This is a genomic window from Pseudoalteromonas sp. SCSIO 43201, from assembly GCF_023716725.1.
Taxonomy (GTDB): Bacteria; Pseudomonadota; Gammaproteobacteria; order Enterobacterales; family Alteromonadaceae; genus Pseudoalteromonas; species Pseudoalteromonas peptidolytica.
The window spans coordinates 1759479-1779615 of record NZ_CP072683.1; the positions used below are offsets into that span (position 1 = coordinate 1759479).

Below are 20137 nucleotides of genomic sequence, written 5' to 3' on the forward strand. Positions count from 1 at the left end.
AAGCGGTGTTATTCCCAAAACTGTCTAGCTAGATAAGGGTATAATTTAATGTGATATTAAAAAATGGGTTAGCTGTTTTTTATCTAAGCCTCAGGTTAGTTACGAGTTTAGTGTTGAGAAGGTGACACTGAATGTTGCGCCACCAAGTGTGTTCTTGCAGGTAACGTCTAAAGTGGCATGATGTAAATCTACCACTTCTTTTACGATCGCAAGGCCAAGGCCGCTTCCGGTCATTGATGATTGCTCTTTGCGCCAAAAACGTTCAAAGATCTTTTCGTAGTTTTGAATGTCAATTCCAGGCCCGCTGTCCATCACCGAAATACTGTTTCCTGACGCATGTACTTTTATTAGTGCACCTTCTGCTGCTATGGCGTAACGCATTCTCGATAAGATTTTTGATCATGATGTGAATAGAAGACTGATCGCCTGCAAACATCTCACCATTTTCGTCTATCTCTAATTCTAATTGTTTGTTCAACGTAACAGATAAAGGAGCCAGCATCATACAAGCTTCTTTTGCCAGAGGGGTGATACTAAGTGGTTGCTTTGCATAAGCGTCGAGACTCTGGGCACGCGATAAGTCAAGTAGTTGTTGTACCACCCGAGTCATATAGCTAACATCAGCTAAAATTCCAGCATGGGTGTTTTTTATCCAGTTTTGCCAACTCCACTCTCGTGTTTAAAATAGCAAGCGGCGTTTTTAATTCATGGGCGGCATTTGCAACAAAACGCTTCTGTTCATCAAACCCAGTTTCGACCCGTGCAATTGCTTGGTTTAGCGAATGCACAATAGGTACAATTTCAACGGGTAAACCTTGCTCGCTCAGGCGAAAGTTAAGTTGCTCGGGTCTTACTCGTGCCAATTGTGCCGCAACACTTTTTACTGGTTTCACAATCGAGCGGATCGAAAGGTATCCCACTAGCATAAATACAAAAAAATGCGGCAATGATAATAAAGATAGAAACTTGGCTAAGTGCAGGCATAACCGCTTCGTTTGCAAGCTCACCAAGCAGATCGTTTCTACCTAGGTAGATATTAACAGGTACGTTATCTATTTCCGTTTCTATACGGTAACGGTCTATGCCCTTTAAATGAGAGTAGCCAACAGGAATATCTTGGTTGTCCATTAAAGCTTGAAGTGCCGCAGAACTAGTGATGTTGGACGTCGATTGAAGCAGTGTCTCGTTCGTTTCGCCATGGGTTACCCTGAAAACCAAATTGTTATATAAAGCGTCATATCCCCACTTTTCTGCAACATTATCAGATTGATAGACCAGCTCACGGTTGCTGTTAAATGATAGCTGCTCTTGAATATCTTCACTCATCCCAAACATACTTTCTTTTACGGCTAAGTTAGCGTAATTAGTTGAAAATAAGTACAAACTTATTCCAATTAAACTAAATACGCTGGAACCGATAATAAAGAAATGCAGATAGATTTTTTTGGCCAAAGAAATCGGTTTCATGTCAAAATATATCCTATGCCACGTAGGGTATTAATGGTTGTTTGTGCATTAGATGACTCTAATTTTTTACGGATCCGATGAACCGCGACTTGAATTGCATTATCTGTTACTTCAAATCCCATGGCGTATATTGCATCATATAAGGCATCTTTACCCACCGTTAACCCTGCATTTCGGAGCAGATATTCCAAGATGGCCACTTCAGTTTTTCCCATTGTTAAGTTTTCACCACAGACGGTAACCCTTCTTGCTTTGGTATCGAGCGACACATTATTATGGGTGAGCAGATTTGCGGTGTAACTACTTGGGCGACGCAGTAGTGCTCTTAACCTTGCTTTTAGCTCATCAATGGCAAAGGGCTTGTTGAGATAATCATCAGCCCCCAAATCAAGACCTTTAATGCGGTCATCTACACTTCCGCGCGCTGTGAGAATAAGTATGGGTAGCGTATTTTGTTGTTTGCGGATCTCGCGAATGACCTCTAACCCGTCTTTATCGGGCAAACCAAGGTCTAAAACGAGAGCGTCATACTGCCAACTTTGCATCAATTGCGTATTTTGTGCTGCGGTTATGGCAATATCAGCAGCATGACCATCTTGGGCGATAGCTTGTTGAATAAATTCAGCAAGCTGCTGGTTATCCTCAGTAATTAGCACTCTCATTCGTTTGTAAGCTCCTTTTTTGTGTTATGTTCTGGCTTTGCTGGAAACGCTTGCCTGCAAGTATCAGCTTGAGTAATACAGGTAATACCAGCATGCTCAATAGAGTTGAGGTCAACAAACCACCAATCACAGCCCAAGCCAATGGTGGCCATAATGGGCTGGCGCTTGATGTTAACGGCAACATGCCGATTATTGTGGTTAATGTGGTCACTATAACAGGACGAATACGGTTTTGTACCGATAAGCAAATTGCCTCTTCCAGTGTACAGCCTTGTTGTAAGTGGTTGAGCGCATTTTCGATCAATAAAATTGCAGTATTTACCACAATTCCCATGAGTGCGAGTACGCCTAAGATTGACATAAAGCCGAAGGGGATCCCAGTAATTGCGAGCATCGCCGGTGCACCAATAATACCAAGCGGTATGGTCAGCATAACCAAGGCGGTTAGGCGATAAGAATTAAACTGCACCATTAATGCGGCAAACAAGAGTGCGATGCCAAAAGGAAGGGTTTGTAATAACGCGCCATTGGCTTCTTCTGACTCTTCTAGTTCGCCGCCAAAGCTAAGCTTTACAAGGTGTTGTTTGGCTATACCTTCCAGCGCTGGCTGTAATGTCAATAATATATTTTCTTCATCACTGCTAGGTAGTACATCCGCCTTTATTGACATGATAAATTCACCATTGCGTCGCTCAATAAAAGGAGGTGCATTGACAATATTTGCCGATACCAGTCCAGAAAGTGCTGTGGTGGCATATTGGGGCAATAGTACCTGTGTATTTACCATATCAACACTGCTTTGGGTTGAGCTCGGGTCAAAGAGAACAAGCTCTACAGGTTCAAAATTATAATCAAGCGTGGTTACCCGCAGCCCTGAGCTTCTCCAAGCGATATAATCAGCTATTTCTTCGTGACGTAACCCAAAAGCAGACAAAGCGAGTTGGTCTATGTCTAAGTTGATAGCGGGCGCACCGAAACTATAATTTCTGTATGGAGAAACGACTTCTGGATGCTGGCGAAGTTCTAAAAACATAGCTTCTGCGGCATTGAATAGGGCGGTTTGATCATTGCCTGTGAGCCTTAGCTCAATTGGGCTTTCAATTGGTGGCCCTTGTCCTAATTCTTGGGCTTTGATCAGTACTTCGGGAAATTGCTGTATTAGCACACTATTTAGTGATTGCGAAAATTCAACCGGATTTACGTCCTCTGTAAGTGTTACCACTACGCGAGCAATATGAGTTTCGCCAGGCTTTTGTGCGAGGTTATAGTAAAACCTTGGACCTGAAAAGCCACTAAAAACCATGACATCGGTGACGTGTTTATTGCGACTGGCAAAATCAGCCACCTCATTTGCGGTTTGAGTTGTGGTGTCGATATGACTAGAGAGCGGTAATTGCACATCGATATATATTTGATTACGGTTCGCGCTTGGAAAAAATTGACCATTAGCGCTTGGCAACGAAAGTAGTGCGGTGACAAGCACTGCAGCTAGGGTGAGCGTTATCACAGGCTTTTTTAGCACAAGAGCGGATAAATGATACCCGAGCTTTGACAGAGCGTCTGCGAAGTGGCGCTGCCATTTTTCAAGTCTAGTATTTGAAACATGAATATGAGCAAACAAGATGGGTATGAGTATTAGTGCAGCAAGGTAGCTCAAAGAGATACAAATAATCACCAATATAGGGATTGTTGCGATAAAATCTGCAACACTGCCTTTGGCAAGTAACATTGGGATAAAAGCAGCAATCGTGGTGGCGGTTGCGGCCGCAAGCGGTTTTCTTAACTCAATGACCGAGCGTGTTATTGCTTTTGCTACCGTTACACCTTTATTAATATGGTGGCTTAGTCGTTCAGCAATAATAATACAGTTATCGACCATTAAACCGAGTGACAGTACCAGACCGGCAATGGTCATCTGGTGGATAACGCCGTCAAAAGTGGTGAATAATGCAATAGACGATAAGACAATAGCAGGTACGGTCAGGCTTATAATTACGGCACTTTGTATCGACAGAAATAGCAGAAGAATGACACCGATACCAATACAGCTTTGAATAAGCGAATTAACTAAACCATCACGCCGTTTCTCTGACCAATCCGGCTGAAAAATCTCTATGGACACCGGTGTGTTGTCATATCGTGTATTGATGTCAGTCACGGCTTGTTTAATCGTATGACCAGCGGCTTCAATATTTACTTGATTCGGCGGTAAGGAAAGGGCGATCCCGATAACCTGTTCGCCATTTTTCCAAAACTGTTCAGTTGCTGTTGGTTGCGCTCTGTAATGGATGTCTGCGATGCTATCCAGTGGCACTTTCGCACCTTCAGGTGTGGTTAGCTGTACATCAGCAATTTTCTCGTCTTGGTTGAGGTGGTTAATGGGCAGCAATGCAAGGTTACTGAGATTGTTAGAAAGCACACCAAGATTATTTTGTTTATTGGCATCTCTTAGCTGCTGTGCGATGGCTGTTGGTGTGAGCCCCAGAGCTAACATTCGGTGTTGAGAATAACCGATAGCCAGTTCAATGCCTGGGTCACCAATTAATGTCGCTTCCCTCACGACGGCAAGCTGGCGTAATTCATCTCGTATTTTTACTGCTATTTTACGATCCATAGCCAACCCATTCCCGGTCTGAACGACAAGTAAGATCCCCTGCGTATCTTGTGCTCTGTCCATAACCTGAATTGAGCCACCATTTAGCCCTGTGCGAAAGGGGGCAACTTCCTCTTTGATCCGCTGCCATATCAAATCAGTGTTATATTCTTGCTCGTTAAGCTCTATGTCAATAGTGGCATTACCGAAACGGATCCTAGATTGAATTGTATTAATTTGCTCAATTTTGGCGAGGCTGCGTTCTAGTGGTTTGACGATGCTATCATTTAACTGGGTAGCACTTTGACCTGGGCTAGTTATCTGAATAAAACCATTGCGATAAGGAAAGCTAGGATCCTCTTGGCTTTTTGCATTAAACCAACCGAATAACCCTGTAATAACGAGGAGTAGCGATAGCCCAAGGACTAAGCGTGTTGAAGCATATAAACTCAGTCTATTTTTTATCATTATCTTGGCCTCTTAGCATGGCTAAATTCACCCCCAATTTGGCGGCGGAGGTGACTAGCACGTCTTGACCTGCAAGTCTTGGCGCGGTCACTAACACTTTATCTCCTTCGTTACCAAGTACATTGACAGAAAACCGTTCAAGCTCTGGCTGGGCAACAAAAACATAAGCTTGCTTGTTCAGGTCGTAATGAATTGCAGAAGCTGGAACGCGAAATAGGGGATCATGAGTAATTGCAAGTTCAAGGCGACTAAGTAACCCAACTAATTCAGGGCTTTGATGATTTAAATCCACGGTTAATTTAAATAAACGTCCTACAGCCATTGATGGCAGGCTTTTCTCGATTACTTTGCCCGTTAACGTTTTATTGATTGATGGCACATAGATAGTAACGGTTTGATTGATAGCTAAATCAATATATTCTTGCTCAGGCAATAGAAACTCAGCTTTTAATGTTGTTAGTGTTTGTAACTGGAAGATGGGTTGACCAGCATCAACAACATCCCCTGCACGTGCATAGTTGTTTGTTATGATGCCATCACTTGGCGCTACAATCTGCTGTTCATTTAACATGTTTCTTGCCTCTTCAAGCAGCACTTTCGCTGAGCGGACTTGTTGAACTTGTTGATTGAGTTCAAGTCTTGCAATATCTAAAACAGAGTCTGAAACGAGCTTTTTAGCAAATAGCTTTTTGAGTCGTTCAAAATCCCGCTCTGCCTGCGCTTGTGCTTGCTGAGCGCTCGTAAGCTGAGATTGTTTTTCACGTAATTGTGTCTCCAAAGTCGGCGAATACAGTGCAGCAAGCACTTCGCCTTTGACAACTCGTTTGCCTGCAAAAGCCGATAATGACTTTATTCGCGCAGTGCTGAGTGAGGCGACATCGACAACGTCACTCCCCGTAATTGTGCTGTAAAAACGTTTAGTTGGAATCGTTTCAACCAGCTCTACGGCTTCGAAGACCTCTGGTTTTACTATGTATTCAGCCACTTCTTCTTTTGGCTCAACACTACAGCCCAGCAGGGCTGTAGTGAATAACAAAAAAATGAATTTAAAAAACATAGACATATCCAAGAATAATTTGTGCGCTGCCTGAAGCGTCCACAAGCGGTGAGTCTTTGATCTCGCTGCCATAGCTGGTGTAACTTATGTCAGCTTTAATCATATGATGCTTGCCCAAAAACCAGTCGCTTTGTATGCCGACTTCAAAAGCAGTACTTGAATCACCAAGATAAAAGGCTCTATTGGTCTGTGCTTCAGTGGCTTGAACGCCGTAGTAATAATCAACCAGATCCTCACTTTGAAAGTTTGCGGCGATGTAGGGGAAGACGCGACCATCTTCAAATCTAAATGGCACGCCATAACTCACACTGGCTTCATAACCTTTGTGTGTGCTACTGACATCGTGCATAAATTCAAAGCCAAACTCACCAAAACTGGTATCGTACTCCATCTCAAAACCAGCATCGAAGCTCATGTCTCTGTCTTCCATACCGATAAAGTAATCACTATCGTTTGCCTCAAAGCCGTCTAGCCTGAGGTGTGCAGAAAGGCTGATCTCAAACTGCTCAGTTTGGTAGACCTTATAATTCGCTCTTGGTCCAAGTAAGCTAAAGTTGCCATATTGGATGGCAACAGCTGGGACAAACTCAGTTTCATTACCTATGCCAACGTAGCCTTGGTCTTGAGAAATAATTGCTGCACCAATTCCCCATTTTAGTTGCGGTGATTCTGGTGGCTCGTCTGCTAATACTTGTGTGCTACAAATAATAGATATAGTGGTGACGAGGTTAAGTAGTTTTCTAGCCATAATGATATTCCTTGAAGTTCATGTTTTTTCATTGCAGCTAGAGTAAGCCAGTAAACTTTCTCGAAACTTACAGCATAGAAAATAATCATCTGTGCCTTAATTTGATAAGTTGTCATTGCTGTTGTGTCTGCAAAAGCTTAGTATCGGGGTACTTCGTAGGCGTAGAACAACGCGTTTGAATTAAATCTACCGGTGCTACTGTAGAGTAGCCTTACGGTTTACTGAATAAGAATAACAAGGGCAAGTAATGAGTGAAGAACAAAATCAACCACAACAAGAAGCGCTGACGCCGGAGCAACAGCGTGAACGGTCTATTCAATGGCAACGTAGCTGTGTGCAGGCTGCGCAGAAGCACCTTGCAGACAAAGGAATATTGCCTGAAAGTATCATAGAAAAAGAATGCCGCTATATAGAACCTTTAGTGGCACTTTGGAAAATAAAGGGCCAAAATGGAAAGCGGTACTGGGTCATTACCGGAAACCTACCCACTGATCATATTGAGTCCTCAGCAGCTGCAACACCAAGGGATGCGCTGCGCTCTTTCTCATTTCATTGGCAGCTCAAAGCCGATGAAATTATGGCCACTAAGCCGGTAGAAAAGACCCAAGCTCAATTTGCAAATTTATTGATTAACCGAGCGCATGGTTTATACGACTTATTTGCTAAAGAAGAGCTTTGGGCTAGTGAAGCATAGTAAATGGCTCTGTTTTTAAAGCCTGGATAGGGCATTTCAAGCGCTGTCTTGGAATGCCTGCTTCCATAAAAACGTGCCCGTGCTCTGAAAACCCAGATTGTAAGAATTCCGGTACTTCATCTAGAATGCACTGGATATAAATATTTTCCAGCCCCTTATCTTTTGCGATATCAACGAGCCCACTAATAAGGGAAGAGTAGGCCTCTCTATTACGGTGTGATTTGAATATGGCGATCCGACTAAGCAAACCGTCCTGACATAACCGCCCAGTGCCGACGGCACCATCGTGGTCATCAATGATAATTAAATGCTCGGCGGTAATATCTTGTTGGTCAAACTCTACGTCTTTTGGGATATGAAGCTCGCAAACAAATACCCGCTCTCGTATTGCTTTAAGCTCAAACTTTTTGGCCTGCCAATTTACTCGACTAATTCTATAACTCATACTGCCCTCGATATACAGATTACACCTGCATTCCCTGTTCATGACAAGTTAGAGCAGACAAGCCTCTATAAGTGCAGAGACTTGCAGTATGTTATTGTTATTGTGAACGCGACTATCTTGTTCTAACAGGCGTTACTCCCAGCTATCGTCGTCGTCAGTTTCTTCTGGATCACTGTCTTCAACGAAGTACGTCCCATCATTAAATAGTTTAGTTAACGTTTGTTTAAATTCCAAGCTATCTAAAGCAGGAATTATTGCCTTAAAGTCTATCGTCGTATGATCGGTCAATTGTTTAATTGCCTCTAAACAATGATGGCTCAACGTGTAGTTTTCACCATTTACGCTAAGCAAAACATGTGTCTCACAGGTTTGATAAATTGCTCGCACGCCACCTGCGCGATAAATTATCGGGTTTTCTATTGCGATTTCATCAAGATCTTGTAACTCCAGTGGTGGATCGAGGGGGGCTAAGTCCATTTCATGCTTTGGCTCGCTTAGCGTTTTTCCAAGCCAACTACTATAAAGTTTATCGTCTTTCATTAAATCGTGAAGCATAGTGTGGATCTGCTGTTTGTCTGAGGCTGTTACTTCACCTATTGATGCTCGGGGGGATAGATCAGGATCACTGAATCTTTTCTTGCCTGCTTCCATATCAATAATGTGATCCGCGAAGCTAGAAAGTAAGTCTTTTTGATCTGGGGCTCTAAAACCGACAGAGTAATTTAAGGCGTTTTCGACAGCATAGCCCTCATGGGGACAAGCTGGTGGTATGTATAAAATATCCCCAGGCTCGAGTACCGCATCTATGACTGCATTGAACTGCTCAACTTGAAGTAGGCTTTTGTTTTGAGCGAACTGTTTTAAACTATCGTCACGAAGGCCAACTCGCCAATGGCGTTTTCCTTGTCCTTGAATAATAAAGACATCATATTGGTCTAAATGCGGTCCTACGCCGCCTCCGGGTGTGGAATAGCTGATCATTAAATCATCTATTCGCCAATTTGGAATAAATCTAAATGCTTCTACTAATTCCGCGGCTTGTGGATGCCAATGATCAACTGCTTGAACAAGCAGTGTACTGTTACTGTCAGTTAGTAACTCAAACTGTTCGAATGGACCGTGGTACGCTTCCCATTTGTCTTGGTGGTTAGTAACGATACGCGACTCTATACAGTCTTCTGTTGCGAGGCCGGCAAGTTCTTCCGGGGCAATTGGATCGATAAAATTCTGAAAACCTTGTTTGATCAATAGTGGTTTTTTTTGCCAATATTGCTCAAGAAATTGGCCGAATGTTAGATCATTTATTTGCAGTTGATACATGAGGGGATCCCTGAGATAAAAAAAGCGAAAGAGGCAGACTCTTTCGCTTATCTTATACCAATTCACAGCGGATTAAATCTACATTTGAGACTAAATAGTGCTGAACTGGTGTTAAAACAGAGTGATTTTACACTTAGTTTAGTTCATCAATAAACGCTTCAGCACGACCGATGTAGTTCGCTGGCGTCATTTCTTTCATCTGTGATTTTACTTCATCAGGTAACGCTAGGTTATCAATAAAATCAGCCATGATTTCTTGGTTGACACGCTTACCGCGAGTAAGATCCTTTAGCTTTTCATATGGTTTTTCAATACCGTACTTACGCATCACTGTTTGGATAGGCTCAGCTAAAAGCTCCCAGTTGTCATCAAGCTCTGCCAGTAAACGCTCTGCATTTACTTCTAACTTACTAACACCTTTAAGCGTTGCTTGGTAGGCTATCAGCGCATAACCCATACCAACGCCTAAATTACGTAATACTGTAGAGTCCGTCAGGTCACGTTGCCAGCGTGATACAGGCAGCTTTTGTGCTAGGTGAGCGAAAATAGCGTTAGCAATGCCAAGGTTACCTTCGGAGTTTTCAAAGTCGATAGGGTTAACTTTGTGTGGCATTGTTGATGAACCAATTTCGCCTGCAATCGTTTTTTGCTTGAAATGATTGAGCGCAATATAACCCCAAACGTCACGATCAAAGTCGATTAATATGGTGTTGAAGCGAGCGATAGCATCAAACAGTTCAGCAATGTAATCATGCGGTTCGATTTGAGTAGTGAACGGGTTCCACGTCAGGCCTAAACTTGAGACAAACCGTTCGCTGTGAGCATGCCAGTCGTAATCTGGGTATGCACTTAAATGCGCATTATAGTTGCCAACTGCACCATTAATTTTACCTAGTAACTGTACATTTGCGATCTGCTGGCGTTGGCGCTGAAGGCGAACATAAACATTTGCAAACTCTTTGCCCATGGTTGATGGCGAAGCCGGTTGGCCGTGAGTACGAGTCATCATTGGGATAGATTTGTATTCTACAGCTTTTTCTTTAATCGCAGCGAGTAACTCATCGCAATAAGGCAGTAGCACGTTGTCGCGGGCTTCTGTAAGCATCAAACCGTGTGACAGGTTGTTGATGTCCTCAGAGGTACAGGCAAAATGAATAAACTCATTAACAGCATGTAGCTCGGCATTATCCGCTACTTTTTCTTTAAGAAGGTATTCTACAGCTTTAACGTCGTGGTTGGTGGTGCGTTCAATCTCTTTGACACGTGCAGCATCTGCTTCGCTGAAGTTTTCAACAATGCTATCTAGAAGTGCATTTGCTTCATCGCTGAAAGCTGGTACTTCGGTGATGGCGTCGCTGCTCGCTAATGCTTGTAACCAACGAACTTCTACGATGACGCGATACTTTATCAAGCCAAATTCACTGAAGATACTTCTCAGTTCTTTAGTCTTGCTACCATAGCGACCATCCACAGGAGAGATAGCGGTTAACGCTGAAAGCTCCATAATAACTCCTAACTGTTTGTTTTGAACGATACTTTTAGAGTGGCTTTGGCGCCACTACGAATTTACAAATAACTCTTTGCCGCGCTGATGATTTTTTTCTTCGCAAAGAAGAAGTGACGACGTTTTCCACCGAGTTGACGCCACAATACAGCACTGCGGATCCCTGCTAGCAGTAATGCTCGGATTTTTTGTTGCGTAGCAGGTTGTTTTAATAGTTCAGGCTTGCCAAATACTTGGATTTTAGGGCCTAAGGGGCTGATAACTTGTCCGTATATATCGGCAAGGGAAGCAATGATTTGACTTTCATAGATGTCAAAGTGTAGAAGTTGACGCTCTACCTGTTCAATTTTTTGTGCCAATAAGTTGAGTGATTTACTGTCGTTTGTTAACACTCTTTCCAGTTGCATCATCGCGCCAACGTATTTAACCATTTCAACGTCTTTCTCACCGCCCGCAGAAAGTTGCTCAACCAGTGTTTTACATCCAGCTTTAATTGCAAATTTATCTGGATAAACATCTTCAGGTCGCTCGGGGGCGGTATTAATAATGCTCTTTAGAAAGCCTTCTACTTCATTATCATTAAATGTCCCGTAGCGGGCACATTTTTGTACCAGTTTACTGATTTGGCACATCGCGGCCAAAGGCATTACAGATTGATTTTGCATTACTTTATTACCGATTCAATGATCCCGCCACCAAGGCATACGTCATCGGCATAGAATACCGCTGATTGTCCTGGTGTAACCGCTTTTTGTGGCTCATCAAATAGCACGCGAGCCATGCCGTCTTGACCGACTAAAAGCGTACATGGAATATCGGTTTGTCGATATCGTGTTTTTACGGTGCAACGTGTCGTACCTTGGGGACCTACTCGGTCAACCCAGTGTAGTTGATTAGCATTTAAACCGTTACTGAATAGGCGAGGGTGATTCTTTCCTTGACCTACAACCAGAACATTTCTTTCAATGTCCTTGTCTACTACATACCAAGGTTCACCATTGCCTTCTTTTGAACCGCCAATTAATAAGCCTTTGCGCTGACCGAGCGTGTGGTACATCAAGCCTTCGTGTTCACCAACATGATTACCGTCACAATCCTCAATCACACCAGGTTGCGCTGGTAAAAACTTCGCAAGAAAGTCTTTAAATTTGCGTTCACCAATAAAACAAATACCGGTTGAGTCTTTTTTATCATGTGTGATTAAGCCTTGTTCTTCCGCAATTTTGCGCACTTCTGGTTTAGCGATTTCACCTACAGGGAAAAGCGTTTGCGCAATATGCTCATGACTTAGCGTGTAAAGAAAATAGCTCTGGTCTTTGTTCTCGTCTTCCCCACGCAACATAGCGAATTTACCATCGCGCTCGGCTCGTCGAACGTAATGTCCTGTCGCAATATAGTCAGCGCCAAGTGCTTCAGCAGCAAATTGTAAAAATGCTTTAAATTTGATTTCTTTATTACACATGATGTCTGGGTTTGGCGTACGACCCGCCTTGTATTCTTCAAGGAAATGTTCGAACACATTATCCCAGTACTCGGCGGCAAAGTTGACGGTGTGTAGTTCAATGCCTAGCTTGTCACAAACTGCCTGAGCATCTTTTAGATCTTCAGCTGCAGCACAATACTCATCATTGTCATCTTCTTCCCAGTTTTTCATAAACAGGCCTTCGACCTGGTATCCTTGCTGTTTTAAAAGGTAGGCAGATACGGAAGAATCAACACCGCCGGACATTCCGACGATAACTTTAATGTGACTATTATCGCTCATAATTTTGCTATTAATCTTAATGCTCAGTAAGAAAGCGCTTATTATACTTAAATCTCTTCAAATTGCACGTCTGTGAAGTGCCCGTGGTAGGTGTTAAAGCACTAAGTGCAATGTGCTAAACCACCTTGTATTCACCATTTTTTAAATTGCCCAAGCTGTATGATCCGATTTGGGCACGGATCAGTCTGAGCGTCGGATGGCCTATGTGTGCAGTCATCCTTCGCACTTGGCGATTACGGCCCTCTGTGATTGAGATTGACAGCCACGTAGTGGGGATATTCTTACGCTCACGAATAGGCGGGTTTCTTGGCCAGATATCAGGTTCAGTTATTACCTCTACTTTGGCAGGCAAGGTTGGCCCGTCTTTTAATTCCACTCCATTTCTCAAGGCATCAAGGTTATCATTGGAGGGGATGCCTTCGACTTGAACCCAATATGTTTTATAGGTCGATTTCTTAGGTGCGGTCAGTTTATTTTGTAACTTACCGCAGTTAGTGAGTAATAATAACCCTTCGCTGTCTCGGTCTAAGCGACCTGCAGCATAAACATCCTTAATATCAATAAAGTCGGCTAGGGTTTTACGGTTTTGATCGTCAGTGAATTGACACAATACATCAAAAGGTTTGTTAAACAATACTACTTTGACTTGCTCTGGCGGCAGTGTTGGCTTTAACGGCCTTTGGTTAACCGGGGGCTTTCGTGATTTAGACCGTTGAAGAAAAGGGGGCTTTTTTCTTTGCGGTGCTCTGGAGTTTGATTTGCTGGCTCTATTACTTGTGCTCATCGCCATATTCCTAGTCTTCACGAAAAGCAGTATATTAACGCAATTGAGCAAATGTGTCGCCCAAAAGCAAAAAAGCGGCCTTTTGGCCGCCTTTAGTGGTTTAACTAAACATTAAAGCGAAGCTAAAATATCGTTGAATACAGATGACGGACGCATTGCTGCAAATGCTTTGTCGTCCTCTGGCTGGTAATATCCGCCAACATCCATTGACACACCTTGAACTTCGTTCAATGCTGCAACAATTTCGCTTTCTTTAGCAGTCAGCTCGCTAGCTATATTTTCAAATTTGGCTTTAAGCTCAGTATCTTGGTCTTGCGCTGCAAGTTCCTGCGCCCAGTACATCGCCAGATAGAAGTGGCTACCACGGTTATCCAGCTCTTTCACTTTACGTGAAGGAGACTTGTTCTCGTCAAGGAATTTAGCTGTCGCTGCATCCAAAGTATCAGCTAAAACTTGCGCCTTAGCATTACCTGTTGTTTGACTTAAGTGCTCAAAAGAAGCCGCAGTTGCTAGGAACTCACCTAGAGAATCCCAGCGTAAGTGGTTTTCTTTTTCGAATTGTTGAACATGCTTTGGTGCAGAACCACCGGCCCCTGTTTCGAATAAACCGCCGCCATTCATTAGTGGTACGATAGATAGCATTTTTGCACTTGTACCAAGCTCAAGAATAGGGAAAAGATCTGTTAGGTAGTCACGTAGTACGTTACCTGTTACAGAAATCGTGTCTTCTCCTTTTTTCATACGCTCAAGGGAGAAAAGAGTCGCATCGACAGGTGCTTTGATCAAGATCTCAAGACCATTTGTGTCATGCTCTGGAAGATACGCGTTGACCTTTTTGATTAGCTCTGCATCGTGTGCACGGTTTTCATTTAACCAAAATACAGCAGGTGTATTGGTTGCACGAGCGCGATTCACGGCAAGTTTAACCCAGTCTTTAATTGGTGCGTCTTTGACCTGACACATGCGCCAGATGTCACCTTCTTCAACAGTGTGCTCAAGTAACGTATTACCAGCTGTATCAACGACACGAATTGTACCCGCAGAAGGCGCTTCAAAGGTTTTGTCGTGTGAGCCGTATTCTTCTGCTTTTTGAGCCATTAGGCCAACGTTTGGAATTGTGCCCATAGTGCGAGGATCAAAAGCACCATGCTCTTTACAGAAGTCGATAGTCGCACTGTAAACGCCTGAGTAACAGCGATCAGGAATTACAAAAGCGGTGTCTTGTTGTTTACCTTCAGCATTCCACATTTGACCACTAGAGCGAATTGCTGCAGGCATCGACGCGTCAATGATGACATCACTTGGAACATGCAAGTTAGTAATACCACGGTCAGAGTCAACCATCGCGATATCAGGCGCAGTTTCATATACTGCGTTCAGATCTGCTTCAATCTCTTGGCGCTTTGCGTCATCAAGAGAGTCAATTTTAGCGTAAACGTCGCCAATACCATTGCTAGCGTCAACGCCGATTTCAGCAAATGTCGCTGCATGCTTCTCAAATACGTCTTTATAGAAAACCTTAACAGCATGGCCAAAGATAATTGGATCAGATACCTTCATCATCGTCGCTTTCATATGCAGCGAGAACAATACACCTTTATCTTTTGCTTCTTGTACTTGTGCCGCAAGAAATTCGCGTAGTGCACAGGCACTCATACGTGAAGCATCAATAATTTCACCTGCAAGAAGTGGAGTACTTTGCTTTAATACGGTTACCTCGCCATTGGCCGCTACGTGCTCAATACGCACATCTGTAGCTTCGTTAACAGTTACAGATTGCTCAGAACCAAAAAAATCACCGTCAGTCATTGAAGCTACATAAGATTGTGAGTCTTTTGACCAAGCACCCATCGAATGTGGGTTTTTACGCGCATAACCTTTTACAGAAGTAGGAGCACGGCGGTCAGAGTTACCTTCACGAAGTACAGGGTTTACAGCACTGCCTTTAATTTTATCGTAACGCGCCTTAATGTCTTTTTCTTCGTCCGTTTTAGGCTCTGAAGGGTAGTCAGGTAACGCGTAGCCTTTTGCCTGCAATTCTTTGATCGCAGCACGAAGCTGTGGAATAGACGCACTGATGTTTGGTAATTTGATGATGTTTGCTTCAGGCGTCTTTGCAAGTTCGCCTAATTCCGCTAGCGCATCACCAATGCGTTGTTCTTCTTTTAAATACTCAGGGAAAGTTGCAATGATGCGTCCTGCAAGAGAAATATCGCGAGTTTCTACTTCGATATTTGCAGGCTTGGTGAATGCTTGGATGATTGGCAGGAGCGAATAAGTGGCTAGTGCTGGTGCTTCATCTGTTTTGGTGTAGATAATTTTCGATGTCATCATCATTCCTAGATAGTTGTGGGCTTGCGCCGTTCAACAATTGCTATTAGGACTAAGCAACGCGATTTCTAAGCTTCTAACCTATTTACCAACCGGTAAATTGAAAACAAAAACAATTATAGATATAGAGGCTTTAGTAACTGCCCACACAACTGTGAGCTAGTTAGCGTTACGTTAGCAGGTTTGTTAGATATTGTTACTTGCCTCAGTTTTTAGAGTAAGGCTTTACACTTTAAATAAGAATATCTAACCAACCTTTATTGCGCTTTGCAACCGTGCTTTAGTCTAACAATGTTTGCATATGGGGGCTAATTATTAAATTTAAAGTATAAAAGTGAAAAGTTATAACAATTAGGACAAAAGGGAATGCGTATTAGCATGAAGTGAAGAAAGATTAGTTAAAATTTGGGGGGAATAAGCGAGCACGAATGTAACCCGCTTTAGCCAAAAACTACCACGTCTTACACAACATCTTCCGTAATAGGAGAAATGTTGGTAGCGTGAAGCCCTTTAGGGCCTTCTTGTAGCTCGAATGATACATCCTGACCAGCTTTAAGCGTCTTGTATCCATCCATTACAATCGTTGAGTAATGCGCAAAGATATCTTCGTCACTGCCGTCTTCTACGATGAAACCAAACCCTTTGGCGTTGTTGAACCATTTGACTTTTCCGCAAGCCATACTTCTACATCCTTCTATAAGTTGACTAAATTAAAGTTAATCTACTCTTTTAATTTTGCTAAACTGCCCATAGATTAGACAGTCATGTAAGACTGTAGTTTATATGAGCAAGCAGTCAAGTTTTTTGCTCTTTTTTTTAACATTTTATTTATTTCTCAATTCTATTTGCTTGAGTATATAAGACAAGACTATATTTAATTATGAGTGGGACAAAAGATTCGGGTGTATTGGACGCCGTTCGTGAAGAGCAGAAGCAGCAGCTTCAGCCACCACGAAAATATAAAGTGATTTTAAACAATGATGATTACACACCCATGGATTTTGTTGTCGAGGTATTGACGACATTCTTCAATATGGATAGCGAGAGAGCAACTGAGGTGATGCTTGAAGTGCATCACAAGGGAAAAGCGGTATGTGGAGTGTACCCTGCTGATATTGCCAATACAAAGGCTGAGCAGGTAAACCGATATGCTCGTGACAATGAGCATCCGCTGCTCTGTAGTTGTGAGCAGGAATGACCTATAAATTTCTTGTTGGGGGTTGCCAATGCTAAACAAAGACTTAGAACTTACTCTTAACGCCGCGTTTCGCGAGGCTCGTTCTCGTCGTCATGAATTTATGACGGTCGAGCACTTATTACTTGCATTGATCGATAACCCTTCTGCTAGTGAAGCGCTAGATGCTTGCGGTGTCGATATGACTAGCCTGAAGCGTGAGCTATCAGAGTTTATTGATGAAACGACACCTGTTATTCCTGATTTGGAGGAAGACAGAGAAACTCAACCGACACTTGGCTTCCAACGTGTCCTTCAACGTGCCGTATTCCACGTTCAATCTTCAGGCCGCTCTGAAGTGACAGGAGTAAATGTACTCGTCGCTATTTTTTCCGAACAGGAAAGTCAGGCAGTCTATTTACTTAAAAAATCGGACGTTAGCCGCTTAGACATCGTGAATTTTATCAGCCATGGTATCTCAAAGATTGAGGACGATGGAGAACAAGAAGATCACGAAGAGATGCAAGATGATAGCGGTGAAATGCAGCAGGAAGAAAAAACCAAACTGGAAAACTTTACCTCTAACCTTAACGTTCAAGCTGAATCGGGGCGAATAGACCCGCTTGTTGGGCGTGACGAGGAGGTTGAGCGCACGGTTCAAGTCCTGTGTCGTCGTAAGAAAAATAACCCATTATTGGTGGGAGAAGCTGGTGTCGGTAAAACGGCAATTGCTGAAGGACTTGCGTATCGTATCGTAAATAATCAGGTACCTGATGTAATATCGGATGCTGTAGTTTACTCATTGGACATGGGGGCACTTCTAGCCGGAACGAAATATCGTGGAGACTTTGAAAAGCGCTTTAAAGCCTTGCTTAAAGAGCTTCAAGCTAAACCTCACGCTATCCTCTTTATTGACGAAATTCACACTATCATTGGTGCAGGAGCCGCATCTGGTGGTGTAATGGACGCGTCTAATCTAATCAAACCACTGTTATCCAGTGGGCAACTAAGATGTATGGGTTCAACTACTTACTCTGAGTTTAAAAACATTTTTGAGAAAGACCGAGCGCTTGTTCGTCGTTTCCAAAAAATTGATGTTGTTGAGCCTAGTGTAGAAGATACCACCAAGATACTTAACGGGTTGAAAGAACGTTATGAGGAGCATCATGGTATTCGTTATACTCAAAAAGCATTGAAGGCTGCGGCTGAGCTTAGTGCAAAGTATATTAACGAACGTCATTTACCAGACAAAGCAATTGACGTCATCGATGAAGCTGGAGCAAACCAAAGGTTACAGCCTTCATCAAAACGCAAAAAAACAATCAGTGTTGCTGATATAGAAGCAATTGTATCCAAGATGGCTCGTATCCCTCAACAAAGCGTATCGTCAAGCGATAAAGAAACGTTGAAAAACTTAGACCGCAATTTAAAAATGTTGGTATTTGGCCAAGACGAATCTATTGATGCGTTAACGTCAGCAATCCGGTTGTCTCGCTCAGGTCTGGCTAATGAAGACAAGCCGGTTGGCTCGTTCTTGTTTGCAGGGCCTACGGGAGTGGGTAAAACTGAAGTGACCAAACAACTTGCTAAGTGTATGGGCATCGAGTTTATACGCTTTGATATGTCAGAATATGCAGAGCGTCATGCCGTGAGCCGATTAATCGGTGCTCCTCCTGGATATGTTGGGTTTGAGCAAGGTGGGTTATTGACCGAAGCTGCCATAAAGCACCCTCATGCAGTCGTATTACTTGACGAAATTGAGAAAGCTCACCCTGATATCTACAATATTCTGTTGCAGGTTATGGACCATGGTACTTTGACCGATAATAACGGTCGCAAAGCAGACTTTAGAAATGTTGTACTGGTGATGACGACAAATGCCGGTGTTCAAGAAACGGTTCGTCAATCAATTGGATTCCAGCAGCAAGATTACTCTCATGATGCGATGGTAGAAATCAATAAAGTGTTCACGCCAGAGTTTAGAAACCGGTTGGATAACATCATTTGGTTTAATCACCTTGAGAAAGAAGTTATCTTGCAAGTGGTTGATAAGTTTATTGTCGAACTACAAGCTCAGCTTGATAAAAAGTCAGTTAATCTAGAACTGACAACACAAGCGAGAGATTGGCTGGGAGATCTTGGTTATGATAAGGCCATGGGAGCTCGTCCGATGGCAAGAGTGATACAAGATAACTTGAAAAAGCCACTTGCGAATGAAATATTGTTCGGTCATTTATCTGACGGTGGTACAGTGAAAGTAACTGTGAAGGACAATAAGCTGTCTTTCGAGTATCAAACTGAAGCAGTGTCCGCATAAGAAGTATTAGTTTACTTTTTGTGGTACTTATAAAAACCCAGTATAGCTGGGTTTTTTGTTGCCAAAACGATATGCAAAACCCGTTATGAATAGCCAACTCCAAAGCTATTGAGCACAAAGGGAAACCAAGCCTAGCCACTAAATAGTCATCAGGTAAGCTCAATGCAAGTCGTTCGTGTGTACTAATGATATGAATGAACTTGGCTATACCTAAATAACATCAACAGAATTTGAAGTTTCTTAGGTATCAGCGAGTTTACGGCTTCAGCTTAGTACAAATCTACACACGCAGATTAACGAGTGGGGAAGACCGTGATGCTGCTTTTGATGGGGAAGTGACAATGGGAGCAGGCGCTTCAGACGACAAAAAACCCAGAAAAACTGGGCTTTTTGTTACCATCGAGCTTAATTTATGATGTCATCATCAGATAAGCTCAATGCAAGTGGTTCGTGTGTACTAATGATATGAATGAACTTGGCTATACCTAAATAACATCAACAGGATTTGAAGTTTCTTGGGTATCAGCGAGTTTACGGCTTCAGCTTAGTACAAACCTACACACGCAGATTAACGAGCACGGAAGACCATGATGCTGCTTTTGATGGGAAAGTGACAATGGGAGCAGGCGCTTCAGACGACAAAAACCCCAGAAAACCTGGGCTTTTTGTTACCATCGAGCTTAATTTACGATGTCATCATCAGGTAAGCTCAATGCAAGTCGTTCGTGTGTACTAATGATATGAATGAACTTGGCTATACCTAAATAACATCAACAGAATTTAAAGTTTCTTGGGTATCAGCGAGTTT

Annotated in this window: 18 protein-coding genes; 3 read left to right on the forward strand and 15 right to left on the reverse strand. The window is 42.9% G+C overall.

From position 1 onward, the window contains the following. Positions 1–99: 99 nt before the first annotated feature. From J8Z24_RS07615 to J8Z24_RS07645, 7 genes are all read right to left on the reverse strand, one after another. Positions 100–381, reverse strand: coding sequence for an ATP-binding protein (locus tag J8Z24_RS07615; protein WP_252095557.1), 282 nt, complete (start codon positions 379–381; stop codon positions 100–102). A gap of 239 nt (positions 382–620) precedes the next feature. Further along, on the reverse strand, positions 621–863 hold the full coding sequence (locus tag J8Z24_RS07620; protein WP_252095558.1) for a histidine kinase dimerization/phospho-acceptor domain-containing protein: 243 nt from the start codon (positions 861–863) through the stop codon (positions 621–623). Continuing rightward, positions 835–1467, reverse strand: a complete 633-nt coding sequence (locus J8Z24_RS07625; RefSeq protein ID WP_252095559.1) for a hypothetical protein — start codon at positions 1465–1467, stop codon at positions 835–837. The genes J8Z24_RS07620 and J8Z24_RS07625 overlap by 29 nt, the downstream gene beginning before the upstream one ends. Continuing rightward, complete coding sequence (locus J8Z24_RS07630) at positions 1464–2129, reverse strand: response regulator (protein WP_128730291.1); 666 nt, start codon at positions 2127–2129, stop codon at positions 1464–1466. Before J8Z24_RS07630 ends, J8Z24_RS07625 begins: the two co-directional genes overlap by 4 nt. Beyond that, positions 2110–5190 carry an efflux RND transporter permease subunit gene (locus J8Z24_RS07635; RefSeq protein WP_252095560.1) on the reverse strand — a complete coding sequence of 1027 codons (3081 nt, stop codon included), beginning with the start codon at positions 5188–5190 and terminating at the stop codon, positions 2110–2112. Before J8Z24_RS07635 ends, J8Z24_RS07630 begins: the two co-directional genes overlap by 20 nt. After that, complete coding sequence (locus J8Z24_RS07640; protein WP_176033604.1) at positions 5177–6247, reverse strand: efflux RND transporter periplasmic adaptor subunit; 1071 nt, start codon at positions 6245–6247, stop codon at positions 5177–5179. Before J8Z24_RS07640 ends, J8Z24_RS07635 begins: the two co-directional genes overlap by 14 nt. Continuing rightward, the gene (locus J8Z24_RS07645; RefSeq protein WP_176033605.1) at positions 6237–6995 is read right to left on the reverse strand and encodes a MipA/OmpV family protein; all 759 of its coding nucleotides are present in this window, start codon (positions 6993–6995) and stop codon (positions 6237–6239) included. Before J8Z24_RS07645 ends, J8Z24_RS07640 begins: the two co-directional genes overlap by 11 nt. Before the next feature lie 247 nt (positions 6996–7242). On the opposite strand from J8Z24_RS07645, the gene J8Z24_RS07650 reads away from it, so the two are divergent. Continuing rightward, a complete protein-coding gene (locus tag J8Z24_RS07650; RefSeq protein ID WP_125254129.1) occupies positions 7243–7689 on the forward strand; it encodes a DUF4826 family protein in 447 nt (148 codons plus the stop codon). Here the strand turns inward: J8Z24_RS07650 and J8Z24_RS07655 are convergent. The 8 genes from J8Z24_RS07655 to cspD all read right to left on the reverse strand — a co-directional run bounded on the left by J8Z24_RS07655 (position 7676) and on the right by cspD (position 16518). Next, positions 7676–8134 (reverse strand): GNAT family N-acetyltransferase, encoded by a 459-nt coding sequence (locus J8Z24_RS07655; protein WP_147390625.1) that lies wholly within the window; start codon positions 8132–8134, stop codon positions 7676–7678. The genes J8Z24_RS07650 and J8Z24_RS07655 overlap by 14 nt on opposite strands. Before the next feature lie 132 nt (positions 8135–8266). Beyond that, positions 8267–9454, reverse strand: a complete 1188-nt coding sequence (locus J8Z24_RS07660) for a ribosomal protein uL16 3-hydroxylase (RefSeq protein ID WP_176033606.1) — start codon at positions 9452–9454, stop codon at positions 8267–8269. A 133-nt stretch (positions 9455–9587) separates the two neighbouring features. Continuing rightward, positions 9588–10958 (reverse strand): adenylosuccinate lyase, encoded by a 1371-nt coding sequence (gene purB, locus J8Z24_RS07665; protein ID WP_128730280.1) that lies wholly within the window; start codon positions 10956–10958, stop codon positions 9588–9590. 62 nt (positions 10959–11020) lie between these two features. Then, positions 11021–11623 carry a high frequency lysogenization protein HflD gene (hflD, locus tag J8Z24_RS07670; RefSeq protein WP_128730278.1) on the reverse strand — a complete coding sequence of 201 codons (603 nt, stop codon included), beginning with the start codon at positions 11621–11623 and terminating at the stop codon, positions 11021–11023. After that, entirely contained in the window at positions 11623–12723 is a 1101-nt protein-coding gene (gene mnmA, locus J8Z24_RS07675) for a tRNA 2-thiouridine(34) synthase MnmA (RefSeq protein WP_147390628.1), read from the reverse strand. Before mnmA ends, hflD begins: the two co-directional genes overlap by 1 nt. 115 nt (positions 12724–12838) lie before the next feature. Further along, positions 12839–13507 carry a pseudouridine synthase gene (locus J8Z24_RS07680; RefSeq protein ID WP_125254441.1) on the reverse strand — a complete coding sequence of 223 codons (669 nt, stop codon included), beginning with the start codon at positions 13505–13507 and terminating at the stop codon, positions 12839–12841. Between the two features lie 111 nt (positions 13508–13618). Continuing rightward, positions 13619–15838: an NADP-dependent isocitrate dehydrogenase gene (locus J8Z24_RS07685; RefSeq protein WP_252095561.1), complete on the reverse strand. Its 2220-nt coding sequence runs from the start codon at positions 15836–15838 to the stop codon at positions 13619–13621. A 461-nt stretch (positions 15839–16299) separates the two neighbouring features. Further along, the gene (cspD, locus tag J8Z24_RS07690; protein ID WP_125254439.1) at positions 16300–16518 is read right to left on the reverse strand and encodes a cold shock domain-containing protein CspD; all 219 of its coding nucleotides are present in this window, start codon (positions 16516–16518) and stop codon (positions 16300–16302) included. A gap of 200 nt (positions 16519–16718) precedes the next feature. Here cspD and clpS point away from each other — a divergent pair, with 200 nt between their 5' ends. Both clpS and clpA read left to right on the forward strand, forming a co-directional pair. Beyond that, on the forward strand, positions 16719–17036 hold the full coding sequence (gene clpS / locus J8Z24_RS07695; protein ID WP_128730272.1) for an ATP-dependent Clp protease adapter ClpS: 318 nt from the start codon (positions 16719–16721) through the stop codon (positions 17034–17036). Positions 17037–17064: 28 nt separating this feature from the next. Then, entirely contained in the window at positions 17065–19329 is a 2265-nt protein-coding gene (gene clpA / locus J8Z24_RS07700) for an ATP-dependent Clp protease ATP-binding subunit ClpA (RefSeq protein ID WP_125254437.1), read from the forward strand. Positions 19330–20137 lie beyond the last annotated feature (808 nt).